Here is a 13,110-nt window from a genome sequence, read left to right on the forward strand (position 1 = left end):
GCTAGTGTCTCTCATCTTACGTCCCTGCAATAGTCCCACTATCCATCTCCGCCTGGTACTCCTGTGCCAGGTGAGTCTCTGAACCTGTGACAGGAATGACCATGAATGTTCGTTTTTTAAATGAGAGCAAGGCCGCAAAGCAATTGCTTTCATTATGTTTGCCACTGGCGTTGGTCGCCTGCGGCAACAGCAAGGATGCCGCAGCACCCACACCAGAACCCGTGGCTGAAACGCCTGCAGTGGCCGTCATGTCTGACGTGCATTTTGAAAACGTCTATGGCGACCTCAAGAACGCCAAGTTTTCTGGCATACCGACTGGTGACGGCAAATTTGCCACCATACGCACCATGTATGCGCAACTGACTTCCACCCGCCTGTTCAATGAAAACTACTTTGCCTTTCGTGGTGCGCTGGACGATGCCTATGCACGCGGCATCAGGCTGGTGGCATTGTCAGGCGATTATTCAGATGATGCACAACCCGTCAACATCGATGGCATTGCCGCCATCTTGAAAGAATACCAGGCCAAAGGCATGCGCTTCTTTATCGCGCCCGGCAATCATGATCCTAATGAGCCATATGACGATGACGAAGCTGGCAAAAATGATTTCTTGACGGCCGAAGGCAAGGAACAAAAAGTTTATGCCGTCAATTATTCCGGCTGCAAATCACAGGACGCCACTGTCGCCTGTACCAACCAGTTAATGGAACTGGGCTACGAAAAACTGATCGCCCAACTGGGTGAATTTGGCTACATGCCCAACAAGGCCGACGTGTATTGGGAAACCCCGTTTTCCAGTTATGCCAATTCCACCTACACCTATGACGCAGCACTCAGCAGCGCCGATGTAAAAAACCGCCAGTTTGAAATTTGCGCAGAAGGCGAAGGCGGCAGCTACAAGGCCGAAGGCGAAAAGAATCTGGGCAAGGCATTTACCAAATGCACCAACATTATCGATTCCAGCTATCTGGTAGAACCTGTCAAGGGTGTCTGGCTGCTCTCGATTGATGCCAATGTCCATATCCCCAACAGCGCATTTGACCCCGTCAATGCCAAAGCCTTCAAAGGCTTTGATGGTGCAGGCAATGCGGGCTGGAACAAAGTACTGACGCATAAAAAACATTTGCTGGCATGGATCAAGACCGTCACTGCCCGCGCCAAATCTCAGGGCAAGCGCCTGATTGCTTTCTCGCATTATCCGACCATGGATTTTTACGCCAACCAGACTGATACCATGAAGGCCGTCTTCAAGTCAGGCGCCTTCCAGGTGGCACGCGTGCCTGACCAGGCAACCACCACCGCCCTCGCAGCCACAGGCATGCAATTGCACATGGGCGGTCACATGCACTTCAATGGCACAAATGATTACAAGGACGCATCTGGCAATTACTTCGTCAACGTGCAGTCACCCTCACTGGCCGTATTTGGTGCCGCCTACAAGATTGTCAAATACAAGGACCAGGATACTGTCGATATCGAAACCGTATCCCTCAACAACGTGGGGCGCTACAACGAACTCTTCAAGTATTACCAGACCGAGTACGACTACCTGCAAAACAGCAGCCTCGCCGCTGATGTGAGCAAACGCTGGAGCAAAGACATACTCGCCACCAAATCCTATGGCGAATTCACCCGCTTTTATTTTGGTGAACTGTCACGCCTGCGCTTCATGGATGAATACTGGCCCTGCGAAATGAAAGAAGCCGCCACCAGCCTCGACGCCAAACAAATGCTGATCCTGTCGCAATTGCAAACCCAGGTCACGTTCGCACAATTGAAAGACATCCCCGGCGTCTTGCCTTTGACGGCCACCTGCATGTCTAAAGGCAATAGCGGCACCAACAGCGGCACGCCTGTCTCAGCCAGCCAATTGACTGCCGACTGGACGCTGGCCACCACCAAGGCCACACAACTCGCCACTGCTGCAGGTTATAAGCTGGATGATTTCGCCAAGATCAGCGCCTATGAATTCTATGGCGACTTCCACCGCACCGTCTATGCCGGCGAACTCGCCTTGCGTGACATGGGCACAGACAGGGTCAAGCAATACAAGGTTCTGATGAACGCCTTCCCAGCCAACCCGGCTGCCATCAGCATGCTCGACGGCAAACCCTCAGACCAGAATGCGGTCAACGTGCTTTTCCAAAACCAGTTCAAGCAAGTATTCAGCATCCTCAAAGGACTGGGCTCAGGCAAACCCAGCGACCGCTTCACCGTCAACTTCAAAACCCAGACGTTGACGAATACCAATACTAGCTCTGCAAGTTTTAACTAAAGCGCTTGCTCTTCCCGTTTGCCCTGGGCAAGCGGGATGAATTTTTATGATTCGCAAATTTGCCATTCCTCAGAAATACAGCGGCCGACCAATATGCTATAGTTGGCGGCTTGTATTTTCGCCTAAGAGAAATGCAACTTACTATCTAGATACACTTTGATAAAGTGAAGAAACTTCTTTCACGAATGCGTCTAAAGATTATTAATATTAGTGCAATTACGTAGCGGCAATCACACTTTTACTATTAAGCTCCAAAGTCGCAATTAGTGGCATATGGTCACTGAGTTGCAACCAGTCCTCTGGATATCCGATCTCCACATCCAGTACGGTCCAAAGAGATCCACAAAACACATAATCGATATGATGCGATTTGTCTAGTTTGCGTTGCATATAAAACGTAGGTTTTTGTTCTTGCCCTTGCGCTTCCCAAAAATGTTCGTGGTAAACACTTCTTAAGCCAGTATCCGCTAAATCGTTAACTACATCCGTGTGATTCCACCAGCGGTCCCACACATCCCATTTCGCATTGCTGTTGAGATCACCGACTAGCATCGCTCCTGGATGGCGTAAAAATTCTCTATTTGACTGCAAAAATTTCCAGACCTGTCCAATATAGCCAAATGTAGGGGAATTGGCTTGCTTAGTCCATGTTGCTAGCAACGGCCACTTATCGTCAATCAGTAGAGGCAAAAACAATTCCAACGGGTCAAGGAAAAGGGGCACTCGATTAAGCACAAGGCCGTTGCGAGCAAAAACACCAAGGCCCCTGTTTTTGTTTAATCCTGTCCAATGGTAAACCCCAGCCCAATCTTGATAGACCCCATCTGAAGACATTGATGGGTCCTCGCACTCCTGAATAATCAACAAATCAGCACCTAAATCGGCAATTGTTGACCATTTTTTCCGAAACGCGCCGTTGCAATTCCAAGTAAGTACTTTAATCATGCGCTTTCACTATACCCCGATAACTTCGGTCATTGTCAATTGAGGCGACTGGAGTGCTTGAGTATATTTTCGAATACGCCGCATTAAGCTCACCTCAAAATCCCTATTGACTCCCAACCGCATCCTCCAGCAAAGTCTCGCTTTTGGCGACCTTGCCTTTCTTGGAGCTGAGTATGACTTTACGATCGCGTGTCTCATCATACTGATAGCTTTCACTGATTTGCTGGCCAGTCAGCAAGTTGGTGCTGACGGTAGAACCTTTGCCCACCATGCCATCCGCCTCTTCTTCATCTATCCCTATCATTTGCAGACGCTGGCTGGCAGCGTCAAAGCGGAAGCGCCAGGTATAGACTGAGTATTCACGCGAACCGCTGTACTGGCTAACGACCAGCACGCCGTTTTTAACCGCGACATTGACACCATCCTTGACGCCACCGCAACCCTGACATTGCAGCAGCTTGCTATTGCTGCCCAATACACTGTAGCCCTTGCCAGCATTCGCCTGCAGCACGATCAAACCACGCTGCCTATCGTCAGTGGCGCCCTTACCCTCCACCAGTACGGCGGCAATATCGGCCAGGCCATCGCCATTGAGGTCACCGCTGACCTGGCTTTCCACCATCCAGCCAGACGGCACAAAATCACGCAGTGCCGGTGCCGTGGCAGGCATTTTCTTGCCAAAAGGCAGGCTTTGCTGCGCCTGGCTGTTGCTGTGTAGCAGCGCAGCCAGTAACAGGGCAGTGAATTGGATAGAGGTGGCAAGCTTCATGGATATTGATCTTTCAAATACGAGGGATACGTCTGATATTGACGCGGCCCGGTGAGGTTTGATACATGGGGTGAATATTGGTACGGACATAATACTTGATTTGTCATTTACCCAGCCCGCGCACGTCCTCCAGGCAAACAAAGATTTCTTTGCAATGTGCGGTAGCACGCAGAATTAAAGAATGCTTTCGCCTACACTGATGTCAGTGACAAGATAAATTGCAGGCTTTTGACAGCGCACTTGCACCTGTCATGCATCCGCATATTCAGCATCTTTGCTATCTTATTTAGAACTCATTTCATAAATAGGGTGAGATGCGTTTGCCTCATAGCGTGGGCTGGCAAGGGTAAAGCAGGGGTTTCGTGCAGCATGCTGCGCGCCTGCGTACGATGTGCGCTTACCAGCGCACATGCGTCCTGCAAGGAGACGAGGCAGTCAATAGCTTTGCCTATTGATAACGAGTCCAACGCTGTCCAGCACGCGCTATGAGGTAAACCCTCCGGGAACTGACGATTTGGGCGCATTGCGGCGTTGTGGCCTTCGCTAAGGCAGGAGCCTTAGCAGCGGACCACGCCTTGCACGGCATCCCAAATCGTCTTGTTCGCACTCATCCTATTTATGAAATGAGTTCTACTATCTTAATGAGGCCATGCCATGAAACACGATCAAACAGCAATCAACCATACCAGTAACCAGCGCACCGCAAAAAAAACAGCAGGCCTGATTGCCGCCGTCATTTCATCACTGCTATTGGTCAATGTGAGCACGGCAGCCGATCGCCAGGATACCAGTGCCAACGCCCGTGCACGCTACGAATATGAGAAAAGCATCTGCAACAATGGCCAATCCAATCAAGCAAGAGAAACCTGCCTGCGCGAAGCCGGCGCCGCGAAACAGCAAGCCCAGTTAGGCACCCTGACCACAGCAAGCGAAGACCAGCTCCAGCGCAACCGCGAACTCCGCTGCAACGCCCTCCCACCAGCAGACCGTGAATATTGCCTGCAACGCATGCGCGGTGAAGGCACACAGTCCGGCAGCGCCCAAAGCGGCGGTATCTCGCGTGAACTGGTTGTGCCAGTCAAGCCAGGGCAATAAGGGATTGGCTAAGGTTTAAAGACAGTAATACATAAAACTACACCCGTTTTCCTCTGGTAAACGGGGGCAGTTTTATGTGGGCGATATCGCCACGGTCATTATGTCTATGCTTGCGGCAGCATAGCAATTTATTGCTTTATTTGCTATATTGCAGTATCAATTGGCATTCCCCTAATCACTGTTGAAGCGATATGAATGTATATTGAGACGGTTAATCTACCGCAAATTTCAATTCGTTCCTGGAGGATGTATGACCACATCTAAATACACAATCAAAGTCCTGAATAAAAGTCATGCTCAAGACAATTTTTACATTTTCCAACAAACTCCACCTGTTCCAGGCGATATATATGCCTGGAGAAACTTGGAGCGATTTCCTACAACTCCCTTCCCGGATTTAAAGGATGGTCGTGTGAACTGGAATATCGATTACGCTACAAGTCTGTCACCAACAGATGAACAATTGCCAAGGAAAACTGTTCAAGATATTTTGAATATTGATACCGGGTCAAATAATTTACCGATCAATACAGAATTGGATAAGCCATAGTCACCGATGAGAAGACAGCAACGATAGCTCTCAAACAAATAAGCACGCACTTAAAAAATAAATTTCACTGGCAAGTAGAAAAAAATACAATTATAGTTATTTATTATTTAACTATATGTGCCAATGCTTATGCCGCGCTCATTCAAACATCAAGCAGTCAAGATACATAAACCGCAAACTCTGGACATCATCAGAAAATTACATGGCATGCGTAATAGCCAAGGATCAGAGCCCACATCCAGACAAGAATATTGGCATGAGAAAGTACCTGACATGCTAGTGAAAGCAGGGTTCGTATTACTGGCACTGATCATCATCTTCGCATTGTGGCACTTCATCAGCCCTTTGAATGAGTATGCTGCGATGCTCGCCCTTGCTCTGGGTGTTGCCGCGATAGGCCTTCCAACCTGCGCCTTTCTTATCATGATTTATTCAACCATTGTGACTTTCAAAAATCTGAAAAAGAAGTCGTTGGATAACTTCATACTTGACGTCGAAGCCGATCAAAAGCATGTGGAAGAGTTGGATGCATACTCCAAAAAAGATCTGGAGTATGCACAAAGAATCATCCAGTTAAAAATCACCCGCATCAAAAACAAAATGAGCCTCGTGATCGGTTCACCAGAAAAGATAGCATTCATCTCACTGGCAGTAACTGGATGGACCTTGATCAAAGAATTTTCGTCTAAAACCCCTCCGGTGAAACTTCCAGAAATTTCCTTACTCTCCGCCCCTCTCTATGAAATTTTATTCGGCGCTGCCTTCCTGCTGGCCCTGCTGGCTTTTGTAGTTGTCTATCTGAGCCGAGGGATGCGCGAATACGTTTATCAGTCTGAAATCCTGGACTTGGCGATTGCGCTAAAAAAAGAAAATGAAGCTGCCTGAGACAGATTTTGTAGGGTGCGTTACACCCTACAACCCAACAAATTCAACCATCACCAGATGGATGTAAAGAAAATTTTTGATGATATCTTTATTGATTCTGATGGGGGGCCACTTCTTTTTAAAGAAAATCAGATGGGTGCTTGAAATATTTAAAAATGTCGAACTTTGAAACGATGGGCATATTGAATGGCGATTCAGGGCAGAATCAAGGCAAACTGCCGTTAATATATTTAAAATATTTTCCCACATGAGGCAGGCAGGGCTCAAGCCTTGTTTAAGCGTCTGCATGAAACATGCCCCTGCATCTGTATCAAGCAACAAGTATTACGCAGCAACGCAGCACATGCAGTGCATGCCGCAGTGACGAACAAGAGCAGTGCTCTGCCCAATAGCCTGACTCACGCGAAAGTTAAATAATGTAAAATGGCGACCAGATTTGAATTCCCCTGCATGGATAGAGAAATGCAGGGGCATCAAGCACTGTGTGACCAAACTTAACTATTCTGAACATGAAAATTTTCACTGCCCTGTCGTTTTCTTTTTGTGCACTTGGTGCCCTTGGTGCCGCCCAGGCCCAGGATATCTGGCCGGGCCAGATTGAACTGAACAAGAGCGCCCAAACCGGATTTGAAAAATACAAGGGGGACAAAGCCAAGAAAGCCTTTGCCGTGTCTGCTGACGGCTCCTGGGGAACAGGTTTTGGTTTTAATAACGACGTCCTGGCCATACGATCGGCGCTGTCAAAGTGTCAGCGCCATACTAAGCTCAACTGCAAACTCTATGACCTTGATGACGAGGCCTTCCAGGACAAGTATGCACTTTTTCTGACAGAGTCTGAGCGTGCGATAAAAAATCTCAAGGTCCAGAATGGTTATCAGGATTTTGAAAATACCGACTGGTTTTTACCCCCGATGAAGCATTTGCGCCCTGGTAGTGAAGGCTTCCACTATGCCACACCTACCAGAATAGAAGGCATAAAGAATATCAGCACTCCCGAGCTGGCAGAAAAACTGGCTAAAAAACAGATCAGCGTGATTGATGCGCTGGGTATAGACAATAGCGGCATGACCTTGCCGTTTGCCATCTCGCTTGACGGTGCGGCCAATCTTGCAGACGACCCTGAAGCCGCCTTCAATAAAAACCTGGATGCAGATTTGCGTGCGGTCATGAAAAAAAACTTTCCGCAAAAAGAGGCTCCCATCGCGGTATTTTGTATTTCTGAAGAATGCTGGATGAGTGTCAATACCCTGGTGCGCCTCAAGGGCATGGGCTACTCCAATCTGTACTGGTATCGCGGCGGAATCGCTGCATGGCAAGCAGCAAAATTGCCCGTGGTGAAGGCAGTACCGCTATTGACCGTGTTGCGCTAGGACCTCAGCAACGCAAAAAAAACCAGGGCCATCTGATGACGGCCCTGTTTATTTTACGATAGCTGCGCAGTGATGATGGCTGCTCAGTGATGGTGGCTGCGCAATGAATACATCGCCCCTATTGCAACCAGGACTTCAAAGGCTGCTGCGCATAAGCCTGCATTTTCTCGCCAACAAAAATCTGTGGTGACGAGGGATCAAATTTCGCTTTCTTCTCGCGCTCTGTCACCAGCTCTTTGGTATGTTCAAACACTTGCATCAGGTTTTGACCTGAATCGAGTTTGCTGCCAAACAAGGCATCGACAAAAAAGGTATTGTTTGCCAGCGGCTGGCAGCCATAAGACACCTTGTCTTGTGCCGACGCAGTCACGATAATGCGGTTCGGTGCTTTCAATTGCGAGATCAGGGAACCCGAATAGCAGGAAGAAATAATCAGCACCGTCGGGAATTTTTCCAGAGGTGCCAGTGCCGTTTTGAGATAGCGCGTCCAAATGGGTGCCGTGGGTTTATTGCCTATTTCAACCGCGACCAGATCGGTATAGCCATGGCTGCTGAGCAGAATAGTCACCACATCCCCTTCCCTGGCCTGACTGGCAATATCCCTGGCCGTCTGGTCCAGGCTGCCGAGGTGGGCAAAAGGGGCATCAAGCTTGTCCTGATGCGGGTCATTATTGAAGCTATAGCTGATCAGTTCAGGATTGATTTCTTCCAGCCTTTGTTTGGCCAGTTGCACATCACCCAAAAATGCCTTGGAGCCTGAATGCAAACCAAATCCGGCGTACCAGACACGGTGATGGTCTATGGTTTTCGCCTTCTCCTGATTACTGAGCCTTTGCTGCGCCATCAATTGATCACTCATCTCACGCGCCTTGTCCTGGCCAGGGTTTAGATAAGTAATAGCCGGCTTGGTTGCACAAGCAGACAACAGCGTCAGCAGACCAGCCATCCACAGGGAAGAGGAAAGTTTCTTCATTTATTTCTGCACACTTCTTTAAGCGATAAAGCTGGCTATCATAACATTTGTTAAAAAATGTGTCATGATCCACTGCGAGATTTTAAAAGTGCTTCATTCACGAATCTCAATTTCAATCAAAGCTTCGCCCAAAGTACGCAAGAATAAACTCGATATTTCTTTGCAAATTAGCTGTAAAAGAGATTGTGATTTTTGCCTCGCATTCACTGTCAAATCATTGTTGATCGGATTAATCAACACCATGATTTCAATCAGCTCACCATTGGGCAAGTTCACTTCATGCCAGCCAAATTTTTTTGCTTCAGAAATAGTGATCGTGCCCCAGTCGACGTCATAGGAACAAGCAATGGCAAAATCAAGGACAGGATCGATATCTTCTGTTACTGGATTGACGTAGCCTATATATATACTTTGACGAGTGAGGCGCTTGTTGCTATTTTCTGCCTCGGCCCGCATCAGGTCCCTCACCTCCATCAAGGCAAACCCCAAGAGATTGAGCCCCTTCCAATGACGAGGATTGCTCAAGCCAGGATCATTTATCCCCAAGCCTATTCCCCAAATCCTGTCCTTGGCGCTTGCCTCAACCAGCACGAGCGCGTTGGTCGATAAGATGTACTCTTTTAGTTTTGCATTTTGTGCGAATTTTGCATAGTTTCCCGCTACAACCAGCGCATAACGATGCTGCACCCAGAGCTCATCATCGTAGGCTTTGACACGACGGCCAATTGACTTTGCCTCGGCAGGCGTGGCAGATTCAAGAATTTCTTGCAGCGCATCTGCATCACCAAATAAGCGCGCTTTTGCTGCCATCATGTAGTGCTCGGCAGTTTTATATAAGATACCTTCCACTTCAAAAGAAGATGCATACCATTGACTTAAACATTCCTCGCTGACTGCACTTCCCTTTTTTTGACGGTGTCCCATAAAAAAGAGGTATTCAATGGAGTCTCCTTGATTTATGCGTTCAATTAAATCAGCCAGTTTTTTTATTTTATTCATTTTCTATTGCATTAACGAGCACGGGATGGGCAGTAGCGTGGTGCAAAAATTATTGATATGACTCACGTTGAAGTCCAATAGCTATACCTTTTTTGACTTTCGCCCTGTCCTTTGCGTCAGGTCGATTAGCGCTTTTCTCCAGGTAAAACTGATATGTCTCTAATGAGACTATCTCGTTAAACCAGGGCACGGCATTCTCATCGACCAATTTGAGGATATTTTCAAGGCTTTGCGTAACTTCATCTTCAGTGGCAACATCAAAATTTACACCACTGCGCATATTTTCTGGAAATCTCCCGGACAATGTTCCTCCAATTGAGCACGTTCTAAATGGGAACTCAACAAACTCGCCAGTGACAGGGTCATCTATCCAGGGGCACATGACTGTGACAAAGATTCTGAGAGAGCTTCCGCTACCAATTATCTCTCCCCAAAGCACATCAAAAAATGGCCCACGCTTTCGCCAGAAATAGAAGGTCTTTTCGATGGCAAACCCTCGCCTGCGCATTTTATTGTTGAACGACTGATTGGTTAATTTATCCAGTTGCGTAAGAGTAGTCATGGCCTGTCTGTAATTTGAAAGAATTTGTACATCAATTGCGGATACTCTACAAATTAACCGGACGCAATCGACATCTTAAGCATATCAATGAACGCCAGGCTAATCGCATGAAACGCTACTATCCCAGGGCACACCAGGGCTTCTTCTTCATTGCCTGACAATAATCACTGTATTCACTGTTTCGCTGGCAGACCAAAACCGTCCGGCAGGCGGGCAATGATCTGACCTGTCGCTGGAGAATAGAAAATCACGCCTTCGATAGTTGTGCTTAAATATTTCTTCTGGCGATAGCTCTCTTTCGGATTATCCCTGGTAGGCTCTGAGTGATAAAAATCATAGATCAGATAAGGCTGGGTGATCTTGGCGACGACCAAGGCCTTTATCGCAGGCAGCTCTTTTGCTGCAATGGTACTTGGCATGCTGACGCGGGCAGCGGGTATCAAATCCCGGTAGTAACCGACCTCACGCTTAAAGTCGAGAAATGGGATAGTGGGTGACGCCAGGCCAAATACTGTCGTCGAGGTCTCTTCAACATTGACCGTTGCGCCATAGGCATTGCTTCCACGATATGTCCTGGTCTTGTCAATATTAAGATCAAAATCAAGCGCATCCAGCCTGTCGACTCTTACACCTTTGATGTCATGGTTAGGTGAGCCTATACCATTAAGAGACGCATTGGTGGGGAGCATGTAAAACAGCGCATCACCAGCGTCTGCATCGTATTTGTACCTGAAACCGACAGGGAGAGAATCTGCAACAGATACCGGGAAAGCAAAAGCGAAATAATCATCAATTCCCTGCCCGCCGGGCAATTTAGCTGCATATGCCTTGGCTTTACGGTTGTCGAAATCTGCTGTGGTTTCAAACTCCCCTTTCTTGATGAGGGACATTTTCTCAAGCGCATTGATAGTCTCAATTAAATTCACACCTTTGAAATTGGCAGGGAGTTTGTCCTTCGCCAGCATCTCGATGGAGAACTTACCAGCTTGCGCTTGTTTGGCGTTTGGCGCGGCAGGCTTTGCGCTCGGTGTGGTACTTGCCACTGCAACATTTGACAAGACTACGCTAGCTGCGATTAACAGCGTTGAAGAAATTTTCATGATCTTAAAGAATTGATGAAAGCAGTTGATAAGAAAAGTCGATAAGCACAGCGGGTGAAATTTAGCAAAAAAATGACCTGCACAAAGTGTGCAGGGAATGTAACTATCCAACCGGGAAAAAGTATAGGCCTGAGCAAACGAAGCTCACAAAAATGTGCGCCCGCCTGTTGCACTGTCAAAGTCTGGTTCAGGCTACAATACTACAAGAATTCTCAGAGGAAAAACCACTTCCGAGACAGCCATCATCAATAATCACAGAATTTATTATTCTGCATCAATGCCAGGGATAATGACAGAGAACTGTATGACGGGTACTGAGAACTTGTACTGGCCCTAACGGAGTGTTTGCATGAACAATAGTACCCGCCAAATTGTTTTTATCGATGGAGTCGGCGGCAAGCGCTATATGCGCGGCACATTTGTCCGCTACTTTGAACAACGCGGCTACAAGGTACTATGCTTTGACTACAAGGTATCCTCCCAATCCCTGGATGAAATCAAAAAGAACCTGAGCGAATTTTTATCTGCGGTTGGTAGTCAAGGTGAATATCATGCTGTTGGCTATTCTTTTGGCGGCGTGCTTCTCAGGAGCCTGAACGAGCAACTGGAACCGCACTTGCGGCCCAGGCGCGCAGTATTGCTGGCATCACCACTGCGCGCCATGCGGCTCGCCCGCAGATTACGTCACTGGAAAATCTATCAGATACTGACTGGCGAATGCGGCCAGTTTGCCGCTGATGAAGACAGGATGAGCAAAGTCCCGATGCTCAGCATTCCCTGCGGCCACGTCTATGGCACATGGCCCTGGCTTGGTGCTTTCTGTTTTTTCTTTGGCTTTAGCTTGCCACACGATGGCATGGTTGCTGCTGATGAAGCCATTCCATCGTCACAGGCGCAGGCAATACCTGTTCCGGCAAGCCATGCTTTTATCCCATCCAATTTCCATGCATTGAACGCGATTGACCAATGGTTGAGTAGAACGGTCTAGCGTGTCGTAGCTCTTGCCACCATCATCATAAAAAGTAAGAATCAAAAGTAAGACAAGCGGATTGCTTTAATTCATGATACCCTACCCCCTATACTATTTTAGAATTAAGCCATGTCGCATACCATCAAGGAAAAAACAAAGCTGTTGAATCGTGTCCGGCGCATACGAGGGCAGATTGAAGCTGTGGAGCGTGCCCTGGAAGCAGATACTGAATGCGCAGAAGTCTTGCATTTGCTTGCTGCCACCCGCGGTGGCTTGAATGGATTGATGGCAGAGGTCATGGAAGATCACATCCGCGAGCATGTCGCCAGCCCCGACATAGAAAGCGCGGCAGAACGATTAAAGGGTGCAGACGAACTGGTCGAAATTGTCCGTACTTATTTAAAGTGAGCGGTTAGGGTACAAGTCAATGAGCGTCAAATCACCCTGCATAGAATTATGCAAATTCGATGGCAAGTCAGGGCTGTGCACCGGATGCCTGCGCACACTCAAGGAAGCGCGGGAGTGGAAGAAAATGACAGACCACCGCCGCCATCAGATTGTCAATGATCGCTCGCATCGCGAGAAAAAACTGACCAGACTATGACGCAGTCATTAA

Annotated in this window: 15 protein-coding genes; 8 read left to right on the plus strand and 7 right to left on the minus strand. The window is 47.9% G+C overall.

Translation table 11 applies throughout. The features are described 5' to 3' along the window. The first annotated feature begins 101 nt into the window (after window positions 1–101). Window positions 102–2,276: a metallophosphoesterase gene (locus tag UNDKW_RS18895; protein ID WP_197892931.1), complete on the plus strand. Its 2,175-nt coding sequence runs from the start codon at window positions 102–104 to the stop codon at window positions 2,274–2,276. A 216-nt stretch (window positions 2,277–2,492) separates the two neighbouring features. Here UNDKW_RS18895 and UNDKW_RS18900 read toward each other — a convergent pair whose 3' ends face one another. Then, on the minus strand, window positions 2,493–3,221 hold the full coding sequence (locus tag UNDKW_RS18900; protein WP_197892933.1) for an endonuclease/exonuclease/phosphatase family protein: 729 nt from the start codon (window positions 3,219–3,221) through the stop codon (window positions 2,493–2,495). A 103-nt stretch (window positions 3,222–3,324) separates the two neighbouring features. Then, a complete protein-coding gene (locus tag UNDKW_RS18905; protein WP_162059958.1) occupies window positions 3,325–3,990 on the minus strand; it encodes a hypothetical protein in 666 nt (221 codons plus the stop codon). A 654-nt stretch (window positions 3,991–4,644) separates the two neighbouring features. On the opposite strand from UNDKW_RS18905, the gene UNDKW_RS18910 reads away from it, so the two are divergent. From UNDKW_RS18910 to UNDKW_RS18920, 3 genes are all read left to right on the plus strand, one after another. Beyond that, window positions 4,645–5,085, plus strand: a complete 441-nt coding sequence (locus UNDKW_RS18910) for a hypothetical protein (protein ID WP_162059959.1) — start codon at window positions 4,645–4,647, stop codon at window positions 5,083–5,085. A 250-nt stretch (window positions 5,086–5,335) separates the two neighbouring features. Then, the gene (locus tag UNDKW_RS18915) at window positions 5,336–5,635 is read left to right on the plus strand and encodes a hypothetical protein (RefSeq protein WP_162059960.1); all 300 of its coding nucleotides are present in this window, start codon (window positions 5,336–5,338) and stop codon (window positions 5,633–5,635) included. Between the two features lie 207 nt (window positions 5,636–5,842). Beyond that, window positions 5,843–6,520 (plus strand): hypothetical protein, encoded by a 678-nt coding sequence (locus tag UNDKW_RS18920; RefSeq protein WP_162059961.1) that lies wholly within the window; start codon window positions 5,843–5,845, stop codon window positions 6,518–6,520. A 27-nt stretch (window positions 6,521–6,547) separates the two neighbouring features. Here UNDKW_RS18920 and UNDKW_RS18925 read toward each other — a convergent pair whose 3' ends face one another. Beyond that, a complete protein-coding gene (locus tag UNDKW_RS18925) occupies window positions 6,548–6,808 on the minus strand; it encodes a hypothetical protein (RefSeq protein WP_162059962.1) in 261 nt (86 codons plus the stop codon). A gap of 221 nt (window positions 6,809–7,029) precedes the next feature. Here UNDKW_RS18925 and UNDKW_RS18930 point away from each other — a divergent pair, with 221 nt between their 5' ends. Further along, a complete protein-coding gene (locus UNDKW_RS18930) occupies window positions 7,030–7,890 on the plus strand; it encodes a rhodanese-like domain-containing protein (protein WP_162059963.1) in 861 nt (286 codons plus the stop codon). Between the two features lie 118 nt (window positions 7,891–8,008). On the opposite strand, the gene UNDKW_RS18935 is transcribed toward UNDKW_RS18930, so the two are convergent. The 4 genes from UNDKW_RS18935 to UNDKW_RS18950 all read right to left on the minus strand — a co-directional run bounded on the left by UNDKW_RS18935 (window position 8,009) and on the right by UNDKW_RS18950 (window position 11,524). After that, window positions 8,009–8,863, minus strand: a complete 855-nt coding sequence (locus tag UNDKW_RS18935; protein WP_162059964.1) for a C13 family peptidase — start codon at window positions 8,861–8,863, stop codon at window positions 8,009–8,011. Window positions 8,864–8,956: 93 nt separating this feature from the next. Beyond that, window positions 8,957–9,862 (minus strand): NADAR family protein, encoded by a 906-nt coding sequence (locus tag UNDKW_RS18940; protein ID WP_174247610.1) that lies wholly within the window; start codon window positions 9,860–9,862, stop codon window positions 8,957–8,959. 49 nt (window positions 9,863–9,911) lie between these two features. Further along, window positions 9,912–10,424, minus strand: coding sequence for a hypothetical protein (locus UNDKW_RS18945; protein WP_162059965.1), 513 nt, complete (start codon window positions 10,422–10,424; stop codon window positions 9,912–9,914). 173 nt (window positions 10,425–10,597) lie between these two features. Further along, the gene (locus tag UNDKW_RS18950) at window positions 10,598–11,524 is read right to left on the minus strand and encodes a hypothetical protein (protein ID WP_162059966.1); all 927 of its coding nucleotides are present in this window, start codon (window positions 11,522–11,524) and stop codon (window positions 10,598–10,600) included. A 349-nt stretch (window positions 11,525–11,873) separates the two neighbouring features. Here UNDKW_RS18950 and UNDKW_RS18955 point away from each other — a divergent pair, with 349 nt between their 5' ends. From UNDKW_RS18955 to UNDKW_RS18965, 3 genes are all read left to right on the plus strand, one after another. Next, window positions 11,874–12,512 carry a hypothetical protein gene (locus UNDKW_RS18955; protein WP_162059967.1) on the plus strand — a complete coding sequence of 213 codons (639 nt, stop codon included), beginning with the start codon at window positions 11,874–11,876 and terminating at the stop codon, window positions 12,510–12,512. Window positions 12,513–12,623: 111 nt separating this feature from the next. Then, entirely contained in the window at window positions 12,624–12,902 is a 279-nt protein-coding gene (locus tag UNDKW_RS18960) for a metal/formaldehyde-sensitive transcriptional repressor (protein WP_162059968.1), read from the plus strand. A 19-nt stretch (window positions 12,903–12,921) separates the two neighbouring features. Then, a complete protein-coding gene (locus UNDKW_RS18965) occupies window positions 12,922–13,098 on the plus strand; it encodes a DUF1289 domain-containing protein (RefSeq protein ID WP_162059969.1) in 177 nt (58 codons plus the stop codon). Window positions 13,099–13,110 lie beyond the last annotated feature (12 nt).

It is taken from the genome of Undibacterium sp. KW1, assembly GCF_009937955.1.
Taxonomy (GTDB): domain Bacteria; phylum Pseudomonadota; class Gammaproteobacteria; order Burkholderiales; family Burkholderiaceae_D; genus Undibacterium.

Coding starts and splice junctions, on each gene's coding strand:
- UNDKW_RS18950 (WP_162059966.1), bottom strand. CDS start 11,524: ATGAAAATTTCTTCAACGCTGTTAATCGCAGCTAGCGTAGTCTTGTCA.
- UNDKW_RS18895 (WP_197892931.1), top strand. CDS start 102: ATGAATGTTCGTTTTTTAAATGAGAGCAAGGCCGCAAAGCAATTGCTT.
- UNDKW_RS18945 (WP_162059965.1), bottom strand. CDS start 10,424: ATGACTACTCTTACGCAACTGGATAAATTAACCAATCAGTCGTTCAAC.
- UNDKW_RS18955 (WP_162059967.1), top strand. CDS start 11,874: ATGAACAATAGTACCCGCCAAATTGTTTTTATCGATGGAGTCGGCGGC.
- UNDKW_RS18920 (WP_162059961.1), top strand. CDS start 5,843: ATGCGTAATAGCCAAGGATCAGAGCCCACATCCAGACAAGAATATTGG.
- UNDKW_RS18935 (WP_162059964.1), bottom strand. CDS start 8,863: ATGAAGAAACTTTCCTCTTCCCTGTGGATGGCTGGTCTGCTGACGCTG.
- UNDKW_RS18915 (WP_162059960.1), top strand. CDS start 5,336: ATGACCACATCTAAATACACAATCAAAGTCCTGAATAAAAGTCATGCT.
- UNDKW_RS18910 (WP_162059959.1), top strand. CDS start 4,645: ATGAAACACGATCAAACAGCAATCAACCATACCAGTAACCAGCGCACC.
- UNDKW_RS18965 (WP_162059969.1), top strand. CDS start 12,922: ATGAGCGTCAAATCACCCTGCATAGAATTATGCAAATTCGATGGCAAG.
- UNDKW_RS18940 (WP_174247610.1), bottom strand. CDS start 9,862: ATGAATAAAATAAAAAAACTGGCTGATTTAATTGAACGCATAAATCAA.
- UNDKW_RS18900 (WP_197892933.1), bottom strand. CDS start 3,221: ATGATTAAAGTACTTACTTGGAATTGCAACGGCGCGTTTCGGAAAAAA.
- UNDKW_RS18930 (WP_162059963.1), top strand. CDS start 7,030: ATGAAAATTTTCACTGCCCTGTCGTTTTCTTTTTGTGCACTTGGTGCC.
- UNDKW_RS18960 (WP_162059968.1), top strand. CDS start 12,624: ATGTCGCATACCATCAAGGAAAAAACAAAGCTGTTGAATCGTGTCCGG.
- UNDKW_RS18925 (WP_162059962.1), bottom strand. CDS start 6,808: ATGCAGACGCTTAAACAAGGCTTGAGCCCTGCCTGCCTCATGTGGGAA.
- UNDKW_RS18905 (WP_162059958.1), bottom strand. CDS start 3,990: ATGAAGCTTGCCACCTCTATCCAATTCACTGCCCTGTTACTGGCTGCG.